This window comes from Maribacter halichondriae (assembly GCF_027474825.1).
GTDB classification, from domain to species: domain Bacteria; phylum Bacteroidota; class Bacteroidia; order Flavobacteriales; family Flavobacteriaceae; genus Meishania; species Meishania halichondriae.
In genome coordinates this window covers 239,312-260,812 of record NZ_CP107030.1, presented here as the reverse complement: position 1 = coordinate 260,812, position 21,501 = coordinate 239,312, and the positions used below count along the sequence as shown (strand labels likewise).

At 42.4% G+C, this 21,501-nt stretch carries 20 protein-coding genes and 1 pseudogene; 8 read left to right on the top strand and 13 right to left on the bottom strand.

What is annotated here, in order from left to right; translation table 11 throughout:
• Window positions 1-98: 98 nt before the first annotated feature.
• Together N8A86_RS01210 and N8A86_RS01205 are read left to right on the top strand one after the other, a co-directional pair.
• Window positions 99-896 (top strand): TIGR00266 family protein, encoded by a 798-nt coding sequence (locus N8A86_RS01210; protein WP_273567408.1) that lies wholly within the window; start codon window positions 99-101, stop codon window positions 894-896.
• Window positions 897-1,106: 210 nt separating this feature from the next.
• On the top strand, window positions 1,107-1,697 hold the full coding sequence (locus N8A86_RS01205) for a DUF2461 domain-containing protein (protein ID WP_337251712.1): 591 nt from the start codon (window positions 1,107-1,109) through the stop codon (window positions 1,695-1,697).
• Here the strand turns inward: N8A86_RS01205 and N8A86_RS01200 are convergent.
• From N8A86_RS01200 to N8A86_RS01155, 11 genes and pseudogenes are all read right to left on the bottom strand, one after another.
• The gene (locus N8A86_RS01200) at window positions 1,687-2,886 is read right to left on the bottom strand and encodes a serine hydrolase domain-containing protein (RefSeq protein WP_273567407.1); all 1,200 of its coding nucleotides are present in this window, start codon (window positions 2,884-2,886) and stop codon (window positions 1,687-1,689) included. The genes N8A86_RS01205 and N8A86_RS01200 overlap by 11 nt on opposite strands.
• A gap of 266 nt (window positions 2,887-3,152) precedes the next feature.
• Window positions 3,153-3,428: a DUF5605 domain-containing protein gene (locus tag N8A86_RS22120; protein WP_337251794.1), complete on the bottom strand. Its 276-nt coding sequence runs from the start codon at window positions 3,426-3,428 to the stop codon at window positions 3,153-3,155.
• A gap of 141 nt (window positions 3,429-3,569) precedes the next feature.
• Window positions 3,570-4,223: pseudogene (locus N8A86_RS22115) on the bottom strand (apiosidase-like domain-containing protein); the annotation flags it as partial.
• Between the two features lie 20 nt (window positions 4,224-4,243).
• Complete coding sequence (locus N8A86_RS01190) at window positions 4,244-4,627, bottom strand: DUF5060 domain-containing protein (RefSeq protein ID WP_273567405.1); 384 nt, start codon at window positions 4,625-4,627, stop codon at window positions 4,244-4,246.
• 13 nt (window positions 4,628-4,640) lie between these two features.
• The gene (locus N8A86_RS01185; RefSeq protein ID WP_273567404.1) at window positions 4,641-6,215 is read right to left on the bottom strand and encodes a M81 family metallopeptidase; all 1,575 of its coding nucleotides are present in this window, start codon (window positions 6,213-6,215) and stop codon (window positions 4,641-4,643) included.
• Window positions 6,216-6,233: 18 nt separating this feature from the next.
• Window positions 6,234-7,961 carry an amidohydrolase gene (locus N8A86_RS01180; RefSeq protein ID WP_273567403.1) on the bottom strand — a complete coding sequence of 576 codons (1,728 nt, stop codon included), beginning with the start codon at window positions 7,959-7,961 and terminating at the stop codon, window positions 6,234-6,236.
• Between the two features lie 589 nt (window positions 7,962-8,550).
• Entirely contained in the window at window positions 8,551-8,913 is a 363-nt protein-coding gene (locus N8A86_RS01175; protein WP_273567402.1) for a TIGR04076 family protein, read from the bottom strand.
• Complete coding sequence (locus N8A86_RS01170) at window positions 8,903-9,124, bottom strand: hypothetical protein (protein WP_273567401.1); 222 nt, start codon at window positions 9,122-9,124, stop codon at window positions 8,903-8,905. The genes N8A86_RS01175 and N8A86_RS01170 overlap by 11 nt, the downstream gene beginning before the upstream one ends.
• A gap of 2 nt (window positions 9,125-9,126) precedes the next feature.
• Window positions 9,127-10,314 (bottom strand): Na+/H+ antiporter NhaC family protein, encoded by a 1,188-nt coding sequence (locus tag N8A86_RS01165; RefSeq protein ID WP_273567400.1) that lies wholly within the window; start codon window positions 10,312-10,314, stop codon window positions 9,127-9,129.
• Window positions 10,315-10,318: 4 nt separating this feature from the next.
• Window positions 10,319-11,362: an aldo/keto reductase gene (locus tag N8A86_RS01160; protein ID WP_273567399.1), complete on the bottom strand. Its 1,044-nt coding sequence runs from the start codon at window positions 11,360-11,362 to the stop codon at window positions 10,319-10,321.
• A 3-nt stretch (window positions 11,363-11,365) separates the two neighbouring features.
• Window positions 11,366-13,090, bottom strand: a complete 1,725-nt coding sequence (locus N8A86_RS01155) for a DUF885 domain-containing protein (protein WP_273567398.1) — start codon at window positions 13,088-13,090, stop codon at window positions 11,366-11,368.
• 93 nt (window positions 13,091-13,183) lie between these two features.
• Here N8A86_RS01155 and nudK point away from each other — a divergent pair, with 93 nt between their 5' ends.
• Entirely contained in the window at window positions 13,184-13,768 is a 585-nt protein-coding gene (gene nudK / locus N8A86_RS01150; RefSeq protein WP_273567397.1) for a GDP-mannose pyrophosphatase NudK, read from the top strand.
• A gap of 112 nt (window positions 13,769-13,880) precedes the next feature.
• Here the strand turns inward: nudK and N8A86_RS01145 are convergent, their stop codons facing one another.
• Window positions 13,881-15,182, bottom strand: coding sequence for a D-alanyl-D-alanine carboxypeptidase/D-alanyl-D-alanine-endopeptidase (locus N8A86_RS01145; protein WP_273567396.1), 1,302 nt, complete (start codon window positions 15,180-15,182; stop codon window positions 13,881-13,883).
• 125 nt (window positions 15,183-15,307) lie between these two features.
• Here N8A86_RS01145 and N8A86_RS01140 point away from each other — a divergent pair, with 125 nt between their 5' ends.
• Together N8A86_RS01140 and N8A86_RS01135 are read left to right on the top strand one after the other, a co-directional pair.
• Entirely contained in the window at window positions 15,308-15,505 is a 198-nt protein-coding gene (locus tag N8A86_RS01140; RefSeq protein WP_273567395.1) for a hypothetical protein, read from the top strand.
• Between the two features lie 89 nt (window positions 15,506-15,594).
• On the top strand, window positions 15,595-15,903 hold the full coding sequence (locus N8A86_RS01135) for a lipocalin-like domain-containing protein (protein ID WP_273567394.1): 309 nt from the start codon (window positions 15,595-15,597) through the stop codon (window positions 15,901-15,903).
• A gap of 106 nt (window positions 15,904-16,009) precedes the next feature.
• On the opposite strand, the gene N8A86_RS01130 is transcribed toward N8A86_RS01135, so the two are convergent.
• Complete coding sequence (locus N8A86_RS01130) at window positions 16,010-16,951, bottom strand: LysR substrate-binding domain-containing protein (protein WP_273567393.1); 942 nt, start codon at window positions 16,949-16,951, stop codon at window positions 16,010-16,012.
• Window positions 16,952-17,150: 199 nt separating this feature from the next.
• Between N8A86_RS01130 and N8A86_RS01125 the strand changes: the two genes are divergently transcribed.
• From N8A86_RS01125 to N8A86_RS01115, 3 genes are all read left to right on the top strand, one after another.
• Window positions 17,151-17,630 (top strand): Dps family protein, encoded by a 480-nt coding sequence (locus N8A86_RS01125; RefSeq protein WP_273567392.1) that lies wholly within the window; start codon window positions 17,151-17,153, stop codon window positions 17,628-17,630.
• Between the two features lie 250 nt (window positions 17,631-17,880).
• The gene (locus N8A86_RS01120) at window positions 17,881-18,720 is read left to right on the top strand and encodes a GLPGLI family protein (protein ID WP_273567391.1); all 840 of its coding nucleotides are present in this window, start codon (window positions 17,881-17,883) and stop codon (window positions 18,718-18,720) included.
• 63 nt (window positions 18,721-18,783) lie between these two features.
• Window positions 18,784-21,477 (top strand): carboxypeptidase regulatory-like domain-containing protein, encoded by a 2,694-nt coding sequence (locus N8A86_RS01115; RefSeq protein WP_273567390.1) that lies wholly within the window; start codon window positions 18,784-18,786, stop codon window positions 21,475-21,477.
• Window positions 21,478-21,501: the final 24 nt, after the last annotated feature.

Genomic DNA, 21,501 nt, shown 5'->3' with positions numbered 1-21,501 from the left:
GAAAGATGAACCAAGAAATTATCTGAAAAACTTTGAAAATATTGTAACATTTAAAGATTTACCAACAACTAACAACCATCAACAAAAAACTATATAGAATGAACGCACACGAAATAGATTACCAGATTTACGGCGAGGAAATGCAATACGTAGAAATTGAACTCGATCCACAAGAAGCCGTCGTGGCAGAGGCGGGCAGTTTTATGATGATGGAATCCGACATTAAAATGGATACCATTTTTGGAGATGGCTCGAATCAGGATACCGGGGTTCTTGGCAAAATCTTTTCCGCTGGTAAGAGAATATTGACCGGAGAAAGTCTTTTTATGACCGCCTTTTTAAATGTGGGGCAAGGAAAGAAAATGGTTAGTTTTGCATCGCCCTATCCTGGAAAAATTTTACCTATTGATCTTTCCGAGAAAAATGGAAAGTTCATCTGTCAAAAAGATGCCTTTCTCTGTGCTGCAAAAGGGGTATCTGTCGGAATCGAGTTCTCCAAAAAACTGGGTCGAGGACTCTTCGGTGGCGAAGGTTTTATCATGCAAAAGCTCGAAGGTGACGGCATGGCCTTCGTACATGCGGGGGGTACTTTAGCCAAAAAAGAACTTGCGGTGGGAGAAGTTTTAAAAGTCGATACAGGTTGTATCGTAGGCTTTTCACAGACCGTGGATTACGATATTGAGTTCGTAGGTGGCATCAAGAACACCGTTTTCGGCGGTGAAGGTCTTTTCTTCGCTACGCTGCGTGGCCCGGGAACCGTTTATGTTCAATCCCTGCCTTTTAGCAGATTGGCAGGTCGTGTTTTAGCAGCCATTCCCAGAGGTGGAAAAGATAAGGGCGAGGGTAGTATTCTAGGCACTCTAGGCGATATTGTTGGTGGAGATCGTGGGTTTTAGGAACACGTCATTTCGCGGGGGCACGACGAAGCAATCTGTCAAATTTGTAACTTTGGGCAAATAAATCTTAGGGACTTTTAGAATCAAAATAACATATTGCTTCGCTTTGCCCTACCTTCGGTAGCAAAGCGCGCAATGACGAACAAAAATGAACTTCAAAAAACTAATCAATTTCCTTAAAGAACTCCAAAAAACAACTCAAAAGAATGGATGGATGCCAATCGAAAATGGTACAAAGAAGTCCGTGATGACTATATTGGGTGGTTGGATAAAATGAACGCAGTCCTTGCCGAAATTGATGATGAGTATTACGACACTCCCGGTAAAAAAGGCATCAATCGCATCAATAATAATTTGATGTTTCACCCGAACAAACCAATCTATAAAGACCATTTTGGTGCCGGATTTGATAAGCGCCCGGGGACCGGAGACTTCTATATTGAAATCGGAATTGAACGTTCTATGTTCGCCGGCGGTCTTTGGCGACCCGATCCAAAACGGTTACGTAGCATTCGTGATGCCATCGACTATAATGGGGAGGAATTAAAAAAGATTTTGAATAAAAAATCTTTCGAAGAAACCTTTAGCGGACTTTACGAAGATGTAAAACTCATCAACGCCCCGAAAGGATTTTCTAACGACCACCCGCATATCGATTTATTGCGAAATAAGACTTTTGCCGTTGCCATGGAGTTTTCTACAAAAGAAGTCCTCAAAGATAATTTTGAGAAAAAAGTAATTGGGGTTTACAAAGAGATGCTCCCCTTTAGAAGATATTTAAATCATGCGCTTACAGTTTAGTTTCGTAAGACGCGAGCATTTTGAAAATGTCGATAAACTCCTTAATTCCCTCTTTGCTCAATACTGTGTTAGCGATTAGGAGTTTACCGATTTTGGTCTCCGAATTAAAGAACATCAAAGTCGTTACAGCAGGATCTCCACCAGAATGCCCTATTTGACCCTTTGCTGACATTCCCATAAAAATGCCCATATTATATTCGTCATTATAGGCACTTTCACTTCGGTCTTTATGATTTTCATCGTTTAGGTTCGGGGAAAACAATTCGGTATAACTTTCTGCCCTGAGCAGCGTACCGTTCCGATTATACCCGGAAATCAACTCGATCAGGTACCTGCCAAGATCGGTTGATGAAGTAATCATACCCCCGTCCGGATAATTGACCAATTGATATGGGGCCAGTTCCGTGTTTTGGTCGGCATATAGTTTGGTATGTTTTGAACCATCAACATCTTTTAAAGACCAGCCGGTGTCTGACATCCCCAAAGGTTCGAAAATATGGGTCTTGGTAAACTTCGGAAACGATTCGCCTACTGCATTCTCCAATACCAAGGCTGCCAGCCCTGCACCGAGGTTCGAATATTCAAAAATAACCCCTGGCTTTTTTTTGATGAAGTTCTTTTTCTTGTACCAATCACCGTCAATACTTAGTATTTTTTCCAATAACACTGCATAATCCATTAGTTCGTTCGGAGGTCGAAAATTCTTTTCCACTTTTTTGCCAGCGTTGCTTTTTTCCCTCAAAACATACCCTCGGCCGTCATATTGCGATGCATCTTTTATGGTGGAAGTATGCGATGCCAACTGTCTTATGGTAATGTTTTCCTCTGGAAAATAGGGATTTACAACGGAAAAAGGCAAGTATTGATTGATGGGGTCATCGAGTTTCAGTTTACCCATTTCCTGAGCTTTCAACAATGATATGCCGATAGCCGTTTTTGAGATCGAGGCTATAGGTTGTATGGTACTTGCCGTGTATTTCTTTTTTTCTGAAATATCGGCATATCCAAATGCCTTGTTATATAGGGTGGAATCCGAACTCACAATGGCGACCGAAAACCCGTTGATATAACCTCGTTTGAAGATTTGCTTCAATGAATCGGTCAGCTCTTTTGAGATGGAATTTTCTGTTTGGGAATACGCCAAGCTATAGATAAGGCCGCAAGCCCAAAATAGGATTAATTTTTTCATTTCCTATATTTTTAAATTTGTAAATGTGGCTGTGCCATTTCAATTCATCGGCCGCAGACAGCAATCGTGCTGTTAAATTGGGATCCGTCATTTATGCATCCAACGGAAACACTGGTTATTTAATCCATTTCTATCCAGAAATTCGAGATTTTAATCACCTCTAATTACTAATTGGAGGACTCTCTGCGACCTCAATAGTCCTTTGGGAACAAAAAACATACAAAAGACAATTTGAAAAATACTTTTTCGCAACTATGTAAAAGGTTTTACTGGGAGATAATACGAATAGCCATATATGGTTTTTGTGGTAAATCGATTTCTGTAATTCCTGAATAGTTTTTTTCCAATTTCTCAATCGTCATTAACCATACATCGATAATTTCAATTGAATACTTCTTATTTTCCGATAAATTGAGAATAGCCAATGCCTGTTGACTATTTCCATAATAATGAAGAAAGTAATCATCACCCTTATAGAGATAGGTTTCTTTGTTCCATTCGGTATGTAAAGGTCTTAAGCCCTGTTCCGGAGCATCTTTCATGATTTGATGCAAAAAAGCAATCCTTTTCGGACTTTTTCCGTAAAGTTTGCCGCCTTTGGCCCACCACAGGATATTTTCGGGATGTATATAGGTCTCCCCATGAGAAGCATAACCTCCCCGACAATAAATTGTCCAAAATCGATTCACGGTCTCTTCGGGCGTGAGGTTTCCCCAATCAAAGGGTACATTTCCTTCATACACAAATTCATCATTAATTACGGGTTTATTATACGTTTCTCGCCAAGCTTGTGTTTTTTCCAAGTAAGGTGTCTGTATACTAAGATGTGTAATCCACGGTAAAGAATGATTATACCAACCTTTACCATTATGTATGGATTTCAAATGTTTATATGGGTCGCTTTTCAACAATTGTTTGAAATATATTTCCCATTCAGCATCGGATTTTTTCAGGATGTCGTATTCGTTGGCCATGCTCCACCAAACATTGCGATACGCTGCAAGACGGGCCACCACGTACTTTAAATAAAATAAATTCTCTTGGAGGGTACCTTTGCTAAACCCCCATTTATCATACGGATGAAAAAGTATGATATCGCCCTCGATATTCAATCTTCGAAGTTCACCGACCTGCTTATCCAGATTTTGAAAAAATGCCACATTGAAACGGCTGCGGTCCCAACCTTTTTCCATTGAACCTTCATACGGATAGTGCGGTGGTTCGTTCGAGACATATCTGCCATAATATTTAGGCATAACCGTCATTCTAATCTTGTTGAAAGTATTTTTTTCCAGTGTTTTGAGCGTCTCCTGGATCAATTCATTTTCTTGATGTACCCATGCATACGAAGTCGTACCTACCGGATAATAAGGTGTACCATCCGCATACTTAAAATGAAAAGTATCGCGAACAGAGACCGGTCCATGATTTTTAGGCTTGGCGGATGTACACTTAAAACTTCCTTTTTTTCATTTAAGGAGGGTATGTTACTAAATACGGTATAAGTCCATTTGCCCTCAAATTCGGGCATGAACCGAATTTTATACGTTTGGTCCCCGTCGTAGAAACCATCGACAAAGTAGGTGTGATTTTTAAAAGTGAATTCCGCATTCAGCCAAACATCCGCAAACGGATTGTCAACTTTTGGTCCTTTATATTCTGTCTCAAAAATCTCCCATTTTTCTGTTGCAAAGGAAGACGTTACCAAGAAAAATAAAAAAATGAAAACTGTTTTTCGCATAAGTTGATTGATTTTAGTTCAAAGCATCGGAAGCCGATAATAACCGCGCACTCAAATCAGGATCTTCCATATCTGCATCCAATGGAAACATGGGTCTTTTAATTCTTTTATGGCCCAAACGTTCCAAATCTTGATCGACACCACCGGGTGTTTGCGCCATAATCCAATCGCCTCTCATCTCGTAAAGTTCAGGCACCAGATAGCCTATTTTTACGACAACAATATCACTTTCCTTTGGATTCAATCCCAGATCCGTAAAATCTTCTTCTTGATGATAGGGCTTTCGTTTTTTGGTGGCGATAACATGAACACTTCCTACTTTGACGACGACTTCGACCTCGGCGTCGCGGTCTCCTTCTTTGATTGCTTCGATGGTGCCCGTTAATGTAATAGGTGGGGCGTAGCGACTATCCACAGCGGCACCTGCTAGGGCACTTATCTTTCCTCCGACACCTATTTTCATGGCTTCTTCAACAAATTCTGGTCCGGGAATGGAGGCATAGATCAATGAAGGGCCATTTTCGTTTTTGAATTCGGGACGCTTTAGTATTTCATTGAGCGTCCATGTTACATCACCGGCACCACCTGCCGTCGGGTTGTCGCCCATATCACTGATCATAAACGGTTTTTTATCGCTGGCCAAGGCCATTTTTAAACTTTCATCCAGAGTCGCAACTGGGGCCACGAACTCAAATTCATTCCGAACTTCCCAAAAGGCATTGGCCAATTTTTGCGCTCCTGCCGTCACTTGTTCCTTGTCATCTCCGGTAACCATAACCACTGCATGATTTCGAGGTTCATCGGCCCACGCATATCCGATCCAAATGGCAGCATCGATGACACCTTCTTGATTTTCCACAGCAGGTATTTTGGCATATAAACTTTTGCCCGGCTCGATGCGCGTACTGGTCTTTTCTCCCGGCAACAAAATCGGCACGGGAATCCACGCTTTGTATTTTGGCTTTCCTTTACCATTTTCCAATCGGTCAAGCATCAGGTCAATGGAGCGTTTTTTTGATTCGAGCGCGTCTTCATGGGGTGCCATACGATAGCAAGTAATCAAATCGGAATGCTCGGCCAAACGTTTGGAAACGTTTCCATGTAAATCCATGGAAGTTGAAATTAACACATCCGTTCCAACAACTTCACGAATGCGTTTGATCAGATCTCCTTCGGCATCATCCAAACCTACCACACTCATCGCCCCATGGATATCGAACCAAAGTCCGTCGTACGGACCACCTTCCTTCAACATTTTCAATATTTTTTCTGTCATCGACTCATAGGCCTCCCTAGTTACAATACCACCGGGCAATGATTTGCCCACCAACGCAGGAACCCATTCCGCGCGTTTTCGAATGTCGGAGCCTTCATCGAAAAAAGAGTAGCGCCCAAAAATGGAATCCCCGATTCGGGCATGAAAAGCCTCTTCATGGGTTTGGGCAGGGGAGAAAGTACTTGATTCGATACCGATACCGGCAATGGCGATTCTGGGGAGTTCTTTTTCTTGATCTTCCTTTTTTGTTTCTTGTTTGCAACCCATCAATAATATGGCTGAAAGGGCGAAATAGTAAATTGATTTTTTCATTTTTTAGTATAAGCTATTTTATTCGTTTTTGGTATATACCACTTTACCATCAAAAATGGTCATCGCGATTTCTGTGTTCAAAAGTTCCTCTTCAGGAACCGTCATCAAATCTTGGCTGTATATTGTAAAATCGGCCAGCTTGCCCGGTGTAATGGAACCCTTGATATTTTCTTCAAAAGCGCCGTAGGCGGCATCCAAGGTATAGGATCGTAAGGCTTGTTCCCGGGTCATCTTTTGTTCGGGTTCATAACCACCATCGGGAGTACCTTTTAAAGTTTTCCGACTTACGCTCGCATATAGACTGGCAATCGGATTTAATGGTTCTACGGGAACATCCGTACCATTTACAATGGGAATTCCACTTTGCAAAAGGGCCTGCCACATATAGGCACCTTCTTTGATGCGTTTTTCGCCCAAACGGTCAATGGCCCAAGGCCGGTCGGAGGACATATGTACTGCCTGCATGGCGGGAATGACCCCGAACTCCGCAAAACGTGGAATATCATCAGGATGTAAATGTTGGGCATGTTCGATACGAAACCGATGGTCGTTCGCAAGGTCGGACAGTTCGGTAAAAGCAGATTCATAACGGTCAAGGATTTCTTGGTTGGCGCGATCCCCGATGGCATGGGCACATACCTGAAAACCGTGTTGTAATCCGTTTAATGAAGTTTCTTTTACAAACTCCATGGGGAGGGTTTCATGACCGAAATGTCCCGGTCGATCCGTGTAGGATTCCAATAGCCAAGCACCGCGAGATCCCAATGCACCGTCGCAATTCAGTTTTACGGAGCGAATGGTCACCAAATGATCAGGGTCTACGGAGGGCCCTTTTTTATACCATTCGCTGAGCAACTCTTTGTCCCATCCCGTGAGCATGGCATACATACGGACTTTCATTTTGTCTTCCGTTTTCATTTGGTCGTAGAGTGCAATGGTCTCCCGACCGATGCCGGCATCATGAAAACCGGTGATTCCATTTCTGTGGCAAGCTGCAACGGCCAGTTCAAAAGCCTTGGCATTTTTTTCGGGAGTACTTTCCGGAATGTGTTTTCGAATCAAGCTCTGTGCCCGCTCGTTGAAAATACCCGTGGGCCTTCCCAATCCGTCGCGCATGACTTCACCGCCTTCGACTTCCAATTTGTCGATACCGTCTTTGGGCAATACTTCGACACCCGCGATTTCCATGGCCTTGGCATTGGCAAAGCCTGCGTGACCGCTGGCATGACTTAAATAAACGGGATTATCGGGCGATACCTCACTTAACCGATAGTGCGTTTGAAAACCATGTACCGTATCCTCCGGGATTTCGGTCCATTTGCTTTGGTGCCAGCCTCGCCCCGTGATCCATTCGCCGGGCGCGGCCGTCTTGACTTTTTCGGCCACGGCATCGACGATTTCTTGATAGCTGATCGTGTTCATCAGGTCAAGGTTCAATTCATTATAGCCCAGTCCCATAAAATGCCCGTGCCCTTCGATCAGCCCTGGGGTCATGGTCTTGCCTGCCAAATCGATGATTTTAGTCTGGTCGGTTTTATATTGCTCGGCTTCCGCAAGACTACCGGCAAAGAGAATTTTATTGTCTTTGGTAGCGACCGCTTCGACCTTGGCCTGAACGGAATCTACCGTATAAATGGGTCCGCCATAAATGATCAGGGTAGCGGATTCTTTTTTGGGAGTTGTACAGCTCTTGATTAGTAGGAGACCTATTGCTAGGCCTAATAAAAAGGATTTTTTGAATTGCATTTGTATTGGTTTTTAGGGAAGGGGAATTTACAATTTTAAAGGTCAATTGAAAAGAATTACTGGACTTTGTAAACACGCTAGGACATCACTAGTAACAGTAACACGTTTTTTATTCTAATTCCTTTCCGTCCACCAATTTCACTTCCACGGTCGTAGTATTATAGTGATAGATGGTAAGTCCAGCGAATAATATCAGTATTTGAATAATAGGAGGACCAACTTTGCCTAAAACATCATCGCCTAATAAAATTTGTATAGTTTTTCCCAGAATTGAAAGACTTGGACCTACGATTAGTAATATCGACCAAATCTTAATTCCCAATTTTGCGTGCTTATTTTTTGTTAATATCAGGATAAGAATTATTAATTGAACAACTGCTGGAATAAGGGCTATCAAATTTTGAGTCATTGAAAATGTGTATAAATTCTAACATGATATAATTCCTAATCCAATTAGTAGAAATGTGTAAAAGGTTTGATTATTGAATACTGTTTTTTCCATTTAGATAGTTTTGGTAAATGTGTTACACCTTAATTTCATATAAGAATAATCTTTTGCCCTCTTTAGATAAAATCTAGTTAGAGTAATTTATTCCTTACCCTTCTCCCACTTAATCGGACTCACATCATCATGATCCAGCACCCGAAGCGAATCACGATTAATTCGCATGACCAGCTGGCAGGCAGGATCTGGGCAGACGACTCTTGAATCGGTTTCCATCCAGTCAGCGGAGTGGTTTTTACGTTGTTTGGTGGGCAGAAGTGGAATGGTCGACTGCATCGCATACAAACAGAAATCACTCTTTTCGGGCAGCGATATTTTCCCACCTTTTAAATAAAAGGTATCGCCAATAGTCATGTTGCATGTGCAGTTGCCTTTTATTTCTTCGACGACGATGCTAAGGTCGTAAAGTTCGAATTGGTCGTCGCGTAATTGTTTTTTATCGCTCATCGTTTTCTTGTTTTTCTTTGGTGCTGTCGACTCCGAAAATAACGGTAATGAGGACGGCAAGCAAGAGCCCCCATGACGTAAAGTTGTACAAGCCTACTTCAAAAGGGCTTACTTGAGGTATTCCGAATTCTTTTCCTGTAGAGGTCATGTTCGCCATCAAAATCACAGGAATAAAATAGGGCAGTAGAAACGGAAAGACACAGGCAATCAAGCTTAACAGATTGGCGCGCCTGATTTTTGATATATGCCACTGATTACCTGTTTTTTTGTAAAATCGGCCACCGTTAAAATGGCGACTATACTATGGGTCGTCAATAAAACGGCCATACTCATTACGGCTGAAATCCATAGTTCGGCATGTTTTTCGGTTTGGGTGCGCAGTGTGGCAAAATCCACCAATCGGTTTAGGAGTCCGCTTGCTTTGAGGGTTTCTACGAGGCCCATTAATAAGAGTGTAAAAATACTGATGCCCACGGCCCGGTTGATACCATCGATGACAAAACTCTTTGCGGCGAAATTTTCGAGGTCCAGTGAAAGAACTTGATCCCATTGCAGGAGTCCCAAGGCGAGACCTAGCACCGTTCCAAAAAGGAGTCCGAATAAAAGTCCGTGCAAGAGATGTTTTCCTTTTAAAAATAGAAAAATAATCAGTGCGGGCACCAGGAGCATGGGTAGTCCCGCTGGGCTGCCGGTGATTAGAGATGCATCAGCCGTACCTTCCGTACTAAACCAACTAGCCGTAATTGCATATCCGACCAAGGCAAGAAGTGCCGCTGGCACGATATATTTGATACGACTTTTTACGGCATCCCCGATTTTGGCATTTTGTGATAAGGCACTCGCGATGGTCGTATCGGAAATCGGTGCGATAAAATCCCCAAAAGCGGCACCACCGATAATGGCCCCAGCCAAAGAAGGTAAATGTGCGCCTAGAACCCCTCCAGTAGGGTAGAGCAAGGGACTACAGATTAAAATAGTCGCGAAACTAGAACCCGTGGAAAGCGAAACGATACAACAAATGATAAAGGTGGCAATAACAAATCCTGTGCCGTTGAGACTGAGCTGGTTTGAAATCCGGATCAGGGCTTCTACAAAACCAGTGAGGGTCATTAAAATACCGATGATGGAAGCCAAGATCCAAGCGGTAATCATGATCATAACAATTTGTTGCGACATGCCCGAAATGACCGTTTCCGAAAAGTCCGTACGGTTTTTGGCCAAAATAAGTCCGACCCCAAGTGCCAACAGCAACACGGGCCAAAAACCGCGCTCATCGGGTGCCCCTGACAAGGCGATAACCACCACGCCGATGATAAAAATGATGAAAGGCAACAACGCACCAAATACTCCTCCATAAAACTGGATGCTACGTGTGTTCTCCTTTGGGGAATTGATTTTCACGGGCCTAGCTTTCGTTCAGGTTGTATTTCATAATGGAGCCGTGTTTTCCTGTCTTGTCACGTTCTAGAGCATAGAACGGTCCTTTCGGGCCTTGACTTGGGGCAACGATTTCCGCTATCTTTTTAAAATCGTTTTCACTCAATTCGAAGTTGTTTAGTGTTTGTAGCGCGCTGAGGTGTTTCCGATTTCGCGCACCGATAATGACTCCGCCGACCATCGGTTTTTGCAGGATGTATTTACTGGCCACTTCGGCGATTCCCACTTGATATTGATCCGCAATTTCCCGAAGTGCCCGAAGCGCTTCTTGAAAAAATGCGTATCCGCCAAATTCATCGATGATCAAGCGGTATTTGGTCAACGAACGATTTTCATGAGGTTGCGGGGGGTCTTGGGCGCCGAGGTAGCGGTCGCTCAAAAAACCTCCGGCCACCGTTCCGTAACACAAATACGGAATATTATGCTTTTCCGCCAAGGTGGTCATGTCCTTTTCCACACGACGGTCGAGCACCGAATATTGCACTTGGTTGGAAGAAATAGTGACTCCTGCACCGATTATTTCTTTAATATGCGCTGTATCGAAATTCGTGACCCCTATGTACTGTATTTTACCTTGCTTTTGTAATTCCGATAAGTGTATTGCAGTCTCGACGTACTTGGGGAAGCTATAATCCCACCATGCGAATTGAACCAGGTCGAGTCGTTCAACGCCTAATCGCTTTAGCGAACGATCGATGATTTTTACGGTATCTTCCTTTTTCGAGGTCGCCAGCGCATTGTAATCTGGTACATATTTGGTATGAATCTGTATGGGAGCAAGGTCGCCTGAACGAAATTCGTCTTGGTAGGTTTTTCTGAACTTTCCAATGAGTTCTTCGACCCCGGTATAAATGTCCGCGCAATCGAAGGTGGTAATGCCGGCTTTGACAAACTGCCGCATGTCTTCGATTGCTACATTTTCAGCGATGTTTCCGTGACCACCTGCCAAATGCCATCCTCCTTTGATAACCCTTGAAATCGAATAGCCGGGTTGTAGTTCGAATCGCTGCATAGTCTAATTTGTTGCTGAGTTTTTGAATAGTTCGTAGAATTCATCTATGGGAATGGGTCCCGCCCGCATGACGGTATCCATAAAGTGTTGCAGGTCAAAAGCATCGCCCAGCCGCTCTTTTTCAGCTTCGAACAGTTCTCTAAACTGAGCGCCACCCAAATAATAGGAAGTCAACTGCATGGGTGAATTCATGATCCGGCCCCAAAGACTTTTGGCAAATTGCGGGGCCAACAATGAGGTTTCCGTCGAGAATTGCATCACTTGTTCTTGGCTCCAACCTTTGCAATGCACTTGTACCGAAGTATAGGCACGATTAGCATTTTCCAATCGTTTGCGCAAATGAGCGAGCAGGGTCAAAGGGTTTTCGGCTTCCCAACCTGCATCTAGAAGCACCTTTTCTGCGAAGGTCGCCCAACCCTCGATGTAAATTCCATATGGAAATAACAGTCGGATGGGGTGCGGGGTTTCCCTACTTATTTTCAGCTGCATATAATGTCCCGGAAACAATTCGTGGATTACGATCATACGATTGAAAGGTCGGTTGAAGGAAGCCCAAAAATCGATTTGTTCCTGTTGGGGCAGTGTATCCGGAATGGAGGGTAAATTCAGCGTCGTCATGGGATTGGGGTCGAAGGGCGGCGCACTTGCTACCCAGCCGATACGGGCAGCAGGACCCGCACTTTCGGGGGCAGTAACAATTCTGAGCGTTTTGTTTTTAGGGAGCGTAGCGATGTTGTGTTCGGCAATAAAGGCTACTGCCGCGTCGGCCAATTCGTTCCAAAATTGAAGGTAGTCGGCGGCGTTTAAAGGTGCATCTTTTTCCATATCGGCCAAGGCTTTTAGGGTCAATCCGTTGGCGTCATCGGGAATCGGACTATTCGGATATTCGGTTTTTAAATACTTCTTTGAAACCTCGACCATGAGGTTTCTTACCGTTTCAATTTCTTGCAAGGCCATTTTCGAAAGTTCCTCAGGGGTCAATTCGCTATCCGTATACAATTTTAATCGTCGGGCATATTCGTCTCGTCCAAGGATATCCGTAGATGGTTTGGTATTTTTTCGTAATGTCGATTCCGAAAATGTCAGCAACTTTTCGAGGCCATCAATGGCAGCTTGCAACAACATTTCGAAATTCTCACCTGGGCCGACTGATTTATCGTTTTCAATGCTTTCCGACAGGTCATTTTTGTAGAATTCCAATGTAGATTTGAGCTGCGCAATACCTTTTTCCAAATCGTCTTCCGTGACTTGGGTTAAATTTGTTTTCGCCGCCTCACAAAGTTGACGAACCGCATCGAGCCGCTGACAGATCAATTCGGTTTTTTCGTTGCCCAACAGATAATCTGCCTTCAAGACGGGTTCCAAACTTTTGGCAATGGCCCTGCTGTATAGTATTAGGGAACTTGTTTGTGTGGATAATTTCGTCCATATATCAATTTCGGATTGAACTTGTACCCGAAGTAACCGAGCATCGATTCGGTCTATTTCATCGGATTTGGGCGTATCCAATTGCTGCAGCATCTTTTCGTTGAAAGCCAACCAGTCGGCAATCCGCTTTGCCGAAAAGTCTTCATATTGAAAAACTGATGGACGCATGCCATTAGAAAGTGCTTTTGAGGGATAAAATTGTTTCCAGGCGTCGATATATTGCGTTCCAAGTTGTTGTGATGATGCAGTCGAACACCAAAAAAATAAAAGAATAAGCAGTCGGTAAAGGATTGGTTTCATAGTTGGAATTGGTTCGCTCTTGGTTGAGAAAGATAGCAATTAATGCGGAATAGGTATGTATTAAAACCGAATCGCAGTCTATATCTTTGTCGTATGAAAAACAGTCGAATCCGAAACATCAAAAAAGAGCTGCTCTCCGACAATTGGTATACCTTGAACAAGTTTACGTTCGAGTATCAAAAAGATGACAGCAGTTGGGAAACGCAACATCGTGAAGCCTATGATCGTGGAAACGGGGCGGCGATTCTGTTGTACAACAAAAGGAAGGGTGCGGTGGTCTTAACGCGACAATTCAGGATGCCGACCTATGTGAACGGCAACGAAGACGGCATGATGATTGAAGTCTGTGCAGGACTTTTAGATGGCGACAATCCGGAAGATTGTATCAGAAAAGAGGTCGAAGAAGAAACGGGCTATCAGATCGATAATGTACAACGGGTTTTTGAGACTTATATGTCACCCGGTTCGGTTACCGAAATCCTCTATTTATTCGTTGGCGCGTACGAAGACCGCATGAAAGTAGGGGAGGGCGGAGGTGCCGAAGATGAGACCGAGAATATCGAAGTTTTGGAAATTCCCTTTATAAAAGCTTTGGAAATGATGGCGTCGGGAGAGATCAATGATTCGAAGACTATTATTTTGTTGCAATATGCGGCTATGAACGGGTTATTCGTTTAATGTCATTGCGAGCGAAGCGAAGCAATCTGTTGAACCTGTCTCAATAGTCAAATAGATTGCCGCGTCGCCAAACCTCTCTTTCAGGAGGTATTGCTCCTCGCAATGACGACCTTTAATATCCATCCCGTATTCCCTGAAAAATTGCTTGCATCTGTTGCTTTATCTCCGAACTTGGCGTCATAAAATGATTGTTCATAAAACTGAAAATCAAGGTTTTACCCGATTTGGTGAGCAAATATCCGCTTAGGCAGTAGACGTTGCCAAGACTTCCTGATTTTGCATAGACGTAAGGCGTGTCGGCACCGTACCAATGCTCCAATGTTCCATTGACTCCTCCCACAGGGAAGAAGTGCAAAAGACGTTCTCGAGATACCTCAGCGTACAGTTTCGACAAGACCTGCACCATCGATTTTGGGGTGAACAGATTGTAGCGCGAAAGTCCGGAGCCATCTACCCACCTAGGGGGTTGTTCTAGTCCGTTGAGTTCATTTTCAAGGATATGGTCACGCGCTTTTGCGAAATTGAGCGTATCCGATAACATCGAGGAGGAAAGGATCATCAATTGTTCCGCTAAAAAATTATCGCTCTCATGCATCATTCTTTTTAAGACGGAATCGGTCGCAACACTATATAGAATCGATTTTTTGCCCGCTGGCATGGTTGTGGCATGGGTGATTTTTTTATCAAGTAGCTTCTCCAGTAGTCTGCGGGTCAGGGTGGTGTCCGTACGAAACGGAATTTCTAGGGTGTCTTCTCTTTGGACGGGATAATAAAAAATATTCTTTTCAGCTTCGCGGTTTAGGGCATAATCCAGATTTATGATGCTATCCGTAAAGTAATCCGGAGTGATACTTTTTTCTGGACTGTTGAACAGCGTGACCACATTGCCATATAACGGAAAACTTCCACGTTCGGGTTGATAGTAATACTGATAATCGTCCCAAGCCCATCCCGGACCATATTTTTCCTCCTGGAAATTCTCAAAATATAAGGCTATGTTTCCTTGATTTTTTAGAAAGGCAATGGAGGTAGAATCCTTAAAATAGGAATGCAAAGCACTAGGATCGCCCGTTCCTGCGATAAATAGGGTATCGTTTCTTGTGATGTATTTTAAAGAGGGAATTTTTTCCGGTAGCGATTTCAAAGCCGTAAGCAATGTGAAGATTTTAGTATTGCTTGCCGGGGTAAAATACTTGTTGGCATTATGGTTGAAAAGCGTGTCTTTTTTTTGCGGGTCGACCAATAAAAATCCCGTGAATTGATTTTCAAATGCGTTGTAATTGATGAGTCTTGAGATATCTTTTTGGATTATTTTTTTAGTACTGGAACAAGAGGTTACTAATAAAGCTATCAATACATTAAGAAATACGAAGCTTGTTTTGATTTGGTTCGGAATTCTTGTAACTTCATGCATATTATCCAATTTAACACGAATTTATCTAATTTTTAACGCCTCCGGTACAATATTATATATCTTTTGATGGTTAACTTTACGATAGTATTAAACAACGTACAACTAATCTAATAACATTTTGGAATATGGCTAGAGCTATGCTTGAGTACACCAAAACCGTTCTCAAAAAAGTAAGCTTCGATGCAAAGTTATTTTGCAAGGAAGTAAAAAAAGCGATTTCAAATTTGCTCCCCGATGAAATCGAAGAACTAAAACTCTGGTTGCAGCAGTTCATTACTGACAAACCAGAATTACAAGAAAGTTTAATTTATTTAAAAGTATAATCGAAAGCCACTTGAAAAAGTGGCTTTTTTAATTTCTCTCAAGCAACCATTGTCTTTTTTCGGTATCTTAAAACAAAGACTATGTTCGTATGCAAAAGTATTTTATTCCCATTGTCCTTTTATTGTTTTTATCGTGTGACAAAGATGTTCAAGAAAACGCGGTTCCGTTAAATGCAGGCCAGCTAGTAGGTTCGTGGCAGATCGTATCGGAAAGTTATAGTATCGGTGGTCCGCAAATAGAGAACGACGTCGAAAACGGTGGTATCTATACATTCGGATTGGATGGCACTTTTACCTTTGTTTACGAAAAGGACACCTCGCTCAACTTTGCCGGCACGTTTACTTTTGAGGAAGTAGTATTGACGCTCAATTATATTCGTGATAATGAGGACGTGTAATGGGAGTTACGAACCTCTTTTGAGGACGATTTGGTGACGTTCGTACCCATAGGCCCCACAATTTGTATCGAAGGATGCTCCACTACACTTCATAGAATCGACTAGGTCATTTGCCGCCTAACGGACTGATAATTTTTACATCCTGAAAGGCAATGGCCCCTCGAACAACCCCTGAAATTACATCGCGCAAAGCATCTGTAATCTGTATTTTCAATTCGCTTTTGTGGTAGATAAGACTTACCTCGCGCGCTGGAGGCGGATTATTGAAAAATTTTAGGTTCTGTTTTTTTTCGGTATCGAGTTCCAAGGTATTCAAATAGGGCAACAAGGTCATTCCCAACCCTTCGTTCGATAGATTTACCAAGGTTTCAAAACTTCCGCTCTGCAGTTGAAAATGTTCATCCTTTCGGTCTTTGGTACTATTGCAGAGGTTGATTACCCCGTCTCGAAAACAATGTCCATCCTTTAATAACAAGATATCGGAAATATCAAGATCTTTGGGGTCTAAATTTTTTGCTTTTCCAAGACGATGGTTCTTTGGCACGTACCCCACAAAGGGCTCATAATACAGGGGACGTTCTTTGATAAATTCAATTTCTAAAGGGGTAGCGGCAATAGCGGCATCCAAGTGCCCTTCCAGAATATTCCGAATCAGGCTTTCGGTGCTTTGTTCCCGAATGATAAGATTGACTTTGGGGTACTTGTTGATGAAGGTTTTCAAGAACATGGGCAAGAGCGTGGGCATGATCGTCGGAATGATACCCAGGGTAAAATCTCCTCCGATAAACCCCTTTTCTTGATCTACGATATCTTTGATTCGCTCGGCCTCATTTACAATATTTTTTGCTTGGGCCACTATTTTTTCACCTACTTCGGTGATACCGATAGGCTTTTTGCTCCGGTCAAAAATAAGTATATCAAGTTCATCTTCGAGCTTTTGTACCTGCATGCTCAAGGTAGGTTGGGTTACAAAACTTTTACGAGCGGCCAGGGTGAAATTCTGGTACTCGGCTACGGCTAACACATATTGTAATTGGGTAATGGTCATACTATATAATTTTGAATTATAAAAATATAAAAACTATCAATAAAACTTATATTAAAAAGGATTTTATATTTAATAAATTTATAGTTGAAGGCCTATGCCGTAATTTGTAACATGATTAATATCATTATTGATTCCAGGAGTACGGAATAGCTTTGAGGCATATTTCGTTTATAGAAAATGAACACCAAAAAAATATAAAATGAAAACAAACAGTATAGGGCTGAATGCCCAAAAATCAAAAGAGCTGAGTAAAGATTTGAATTCGTTATTGGCTAATTTTCAAACCTATTATCAAAATTTAAGGGGAATACACTGGAATATAAAAGGGAAGCGATTCTTTGATCTTCATGTGAAGTTTGAAGAACTGTATACTAATGCCAATCTGAAGGTCGATATGGTCGCCGAACGTATACTTACCTTAGGTGGCGTGCCCGAGCATACCTTTAAAGATTATATCGAGCATTCTAAAGTTCCTGTGGGGAAAAATGTGACACGGGACGAAGACGCCATTCGATTGATCGTTGACTCATTGACTGAATTGTTAGTCACCGAAAGAAAAATTTTGGATGCTTCTGATGCTGCAAACGATGAAGGCACCAACTCGATGATGAGCGATTTTATCACCGAACAGGAAAAAACCGTTTGGATGATGAAAGCTTGGTTGGCCGAGGACATATAATTTTGAACCCCGTTGATAAAAAAAGGCTTGCCACGGGCAAGCCTTTTTTTATGTTATTTCAAGAAGAGTGTTCAGACCTTCTTTAAAATAATAGACGGTTCAATGGTATGACCATTGTACTACCATTAGGCTGGTTTATAGAAGGCTTTAGATATTTGATAATCGCGATAGTGTTAATCTTTTGATAAACAACCTCAAACTGTTTAAACTTTAATTATATTCGTTAAACAAAATAAATTGAACCATCAGCATGAAATCAATACTATTTAAAATTGGTCTTCTTTCCATTCTATTTTTATTTTCCTTTAAACCAGAAGCCCAAGAATTTCAAGGGCAAGCTTTTTATTTTTCCAAATCAAAAATGGAGCTCGGTAGTTGGGGGGCAAGAATGAGCGAAGCACAGAAAAAAGATGTACAAGCGCGTCTCAAAAACAGGTTGGAAAAGACCTACATATTAACCTTCAATAAGGAAGAGTCAATTTTCAAGGAAGAGAACAAGTTAGATGCTATGTCGGGCGCCACGGATTCTTGGGGAAAGAATTTCGCAAGGGGAGAGCAATACAAAAACGTAAAGGAAAATGCGTTGGTGCAGAGTCAAGAATTCTATGGAAAACGCTTTTTGGTCAAGGACAAATTACAGGATATTCAATGGCAAATGGGCAAAGAGTCTAAGCAAATCGGGCAGTACCTATGCTTTAAGGCCACCGCTGTCGTACCAACGTCCGAATTGACCTGGTACGATTTTTCATGGGGAGATTTAAGAGAAGATGAAAATAAAGAGGACGCTGCAAATACCACTTCTGAGGTACCTGAGATAAAAATGACCGAAGTGGAAGCTTGGTATACCCCTCAAATACCCGTAGGTCACGGGCCAGCTGAATATTGGGGACTCCCTGGCCTAATTCTAGAAGTAAGTGCGGGTAATACTACCATGCTTTGTGCTAAGATTGTCATGAACCCACAAGAGAAAATTACGATTGAGGCCCCAGATAAAGGGAACGAAATAACCAAAACAGACTACAGATCGACCATTCAGGGCAAAATGCTAGAAATGAGAAACAATCGCGGAAGAAGAAGACCCGGTCGATAGTGCAGTCGAGAACTACTTTCCAGACTTACAGGTAAGACTTCCTAATGAAAAAACTACCCTTTATTGCGCTACTTTGTAGCCCTTACTTCCTATGGTCAAATTACATTCGAAGGGGTGGTCAAAGACAGCTTGAACGCACCTTTTGAACTTGCCAATGTCATCGCCATCGATCAAGAAACCGGAAGTTTGGAGTCTTATGGAATTACCGATGCAACGGGTAAATACAAACTCGAGTTAGGAAAAAATGGGACGTACCAGATACAGATCAGTTATGTGGGCATGAAAACGTTCACAGAGATTCTTTCCACACAAGAAAACGATATCAAAAAAGACTATGTACTTGAACCTGAAAATGCCTTGGACGGGGTAGAGGTTGTTTATGAAATGCCTGTGAATGTCAAAGGGGATACCTTGGTATACAACGCTGATTCCTTTAACACAGGTACCGAACGAAAGTTGGAAGATGTGCTGGAAAATCTACCAGGCGTCGAAATCAATGAGGACGGTCAGGTAGAGGTAGAGGGTAAGGTCGTCAATAAGTTGATGGTCAATGGAAAGGATTTTTTTGATGGGGATACAAAATTAGCGACCAAGAATATTCCGTCCAAAGCGGTGGATAAGATTCAAGTACTTCGAAATTATTCCGAGGTTGGTCAGATGAGCAGTGTGCGGAATAATCAAGATAATGTGGCTTTGAATATCAAACTCAAAGAAGGAAAAGAAAATTTTTGGTTTGGGGATATTACTGCAGGAGCTGGTGCCGCCCCTGATAATGAACTCTATATCGTACAACCCAAATTATTTTATTACAGTTCGAAATACACGCTGAATTTCATAGGAGATTTGAATAATACGGGCGAGGCGGCCTTGACACGACGTGATATTAGGGGTTTTGGGGGCGGTTTCAGGGCGCCGAGCAACAGCAGTGGAACCGATATCAACCTTGGGGACAACAGTTTGAATTTCTTAACGAATCAGAATAATGCCCTTGAAATCGAAAACAAACTGGCGACGGGTAATTTTAGCTATTCCCCGAACAAGGCACTCGATTTAAGCGGCTTCCTGATATACAATAGTAGTCGTATTCTTTCTCGGGAAACGAGCTTTGTACAATATACGAATCCAGATTTTGGTATTCCCGATGAAACTACGGAACAATCCAGTAGGGAACGTTCCAATCAGGTCTTGGTGAAACTCAGCGCATCCTATCAACCAGATGTCAATAATCAATTGAATTATGATGTGTTAGGGCGCACATCGAACGATTCGCAAAATCAAACTAATTTTTCCTCAGTTATCGGCAACACAACACAGGTAGAGGAAGTCAAACCCTATAGCATAAATCAAAATTTAAATTACTACTACACCCTTAATGAAAATAATATTTTCGCTTTTGAGGCACAACATTTGCTAAAAGACGAAGACCCATTTTACAATGCCCTTTTGCAGAACGACCCTAATGGCGAAGACGCTTTTGATACGACGGCAGATGCTTTAGGGCTCGACACCTCCCTCATGAATTACGACCTAGCTCAGAACCGGCGTATTCAATCCAATCAATTGGATGCCAAGTTGGATTATTACAACCTCCTTAATCAGAAAAGTAACCTAAATCTCACGCTAGGAACTATTTTTTGTCGGCAAGAGTTCAATTCAAACATTTTTCAGCTCTTAGGTGACGGGTCGCGGTTCAATCCGACACCGGCCTTTAATGAAGGACGGGCCACCAACGATACAGAATACACGTTTAGCGATGTGTATTTGGGAGTACATTATCGTTTGAAAACTGGAAAATTTACGATAACACCCGGATTTTCACTTCATGCTTACGGAAACAAGAATACCCAAGCTGGGGAAACCTTCGAGGATAATTTCTTCCGGTTTTTGCCGGATTTCGAAACGCGAATCGATTTTAAAAAGAGTGAATCGCTGACCTTTCGTTACAACATGCGAAATCAATTCACAGACGTCACAAGACTGGCACAAGGGTTAGTATTGAATAATTTCAACAGCATTCAATTCGGGGAGCCGGACCTTCAGAATGCCTTATCGCACAATGTAAGTCTGTTTTACAGCAGCTTCAATCTCTTTAATTATACCAATGTGTTCGCTAGGGCCGCATACACTAGCAATATCGATCAGATACGAAGTTTGACCAATTTCGAGAATGTGATTCGAACCAGTACCTTTTTCAATTCGAATTTTGCGGATGAAAATGTTAGTTTCTTCGGGCGTGTACAACGCACCTTTGGTAAGGTAAGGGCAAGCCTGAACGCTAATTTTAATTACAGTAAAATCAATCAGTTCATTCAGGGCCAACAATCATTGAATGAGGGCTACACACAGACCTATACCCCCGGTATACGTACGAATTTCAAAGTGGCACCTAACATTAACCTGACGTATCGCTATAGTGTGACCAATAATAATCAGGGCAACCGTGAGACCAAGTTCGTTACAAATGCACCTTCGGTGGAGTTCGATGCCTATATCTGGAAATCGGTCACCTTCCGTACAGAATACACCTATACCAATCAAGATTTGGGTACCGGTAGTTCGCAGTCGTTCCAAAACTGGGATGCTTCCCTGGCCTACCGAAAGGACAGGAATGCTAAATGGGAATATGAACTGAAAGCCACGAATTTATTGGATATTGATTCACAGGTTAGAAACAATGCGAACAACCTATCGGTTTTCACTTCAGAAACCTTTATACAGCCACGATTTGTGACCTTTAGAGTAGTTTATACCCTCTAACATTTGGAAATCCGTAAGGCTGTA

Bases quoted from the DNA above. Each gene is read 5' to 3' on its own strand.
- N8A86_RS01210 (WP_273567408.1), top strand. From the start codon at position 99: ATGAACGCACACGAAATAGATTACCAGATTTACGGCGAGGAAATGCAA.
- N8A86_RS01205 (WP_337251712.1), top strand. From the start codon at position 1,107: ATGGATGCCAATCGAAAATGGTACAAAGAAGTCCGTGATGACTATATT.
- N8A86_RS01200 (WP_273567407.1), bottom strand. From the start codon at position 2,886: ATGAAAAAATTAATCCTATTTTGGGCTTGCGGCCTTATCTATAGCTTG.
- N8A86_RS22120 (WP_337251794.1), bottom strand. From the start codon at position 3,428: ATGAAAGATGCTCCGGAACAGGGCTTAAGACCTTTACATACCGAATGG.
- N8A86_RS01190 (WP_273567405.1), bottom strand. From the start codon at position 4,627: ATGCGAAAAACAGTTTTCATTTTTTTATTTTTCTTGGTAACGTCTTCC.
- N8A86_RS01185 (WP_273567404.1), bottom strand. From the start codon at position 6,215: ATGAAAAAATCAATTTACTATTTCGCCCTTTCAGCCATATTATTGATG.
- N8A86_RS01180 (WP_273567403.1), bottom strand. From the start codon at position 7,961: ATGCAATTCAAAAAATCCTTTTTATTAGGCCTAGCAATAGGTCTCCTA.
- N8A86_RS01175 (WP_273567402.1), bottom strand. From the start codon at position 8,913: ATGAGCGATAAAAAACAATTACGCGACGACCAATTCGAACTTTACGAC.
- N8A86_RS01160 (WP_273567399.1), bottom strand. From the start codon at position 11,362: ATGCAGCGATTCGAACTACAACCCGGCTATTCGATTTCAAGGGTTATC.
- N8A86_RS01155 (WP_273567398.1), bottom strand. From the start codon at position 13,090: ATGAAACCAATCCTTTACCGACTGCTTATTCTTTTATTTTTTTGGTGT.
- nudK (WP_273567397.1), top strand. From the start codon at position 13,184: ATGAAAAACAGTCGAATCCGAAACATCAAAAAAGAGCTGCTCTCCGAC.
- N8A86_RS01145 (WP_273567396.1), bottom strand. From the start codon at position 15,182: ATGCATGAAGTTACAAGAATTCCGAACCAAATCAAAACAAGCTTCGTA.
- N8A86_RS01140 (WP_273567395.1), top strand. From the start codon at position 15,308: ATGGCTAGAGCTATGCTTGAGTACACCAAAACCGTTCTCAAAAAAGTA.
- N8A86_RS01135 (WP_273567394.1), top strand. From the start codon at position 15,595: ATGCAAAAGTATTTTATTCCCATTGTCCTTTTATTGTTTTTATCGTGT.
- N8A86_RS01130 (WP_273567393.1), bottom strand. From the start codon at position 16,951: ATGACCATTACCCAATTACAATATGTGTTAGCCGTAGCCGAGTACCAG.
- N8A86_RS01125 (WP_273567392.1), top strand. From the start codon at position 17,151: ATGAAAACAAACAGTATAGGGCTGAATGCCCAAAAATCAAAAGAGCTG.
- N8A86_RS01120 (WP_273567391.1), top strand. From the start codon at position 17,881: ATGAAATCAATACTATTTAAAATTGGTCTTCTTTCCATTCTATTTTTA.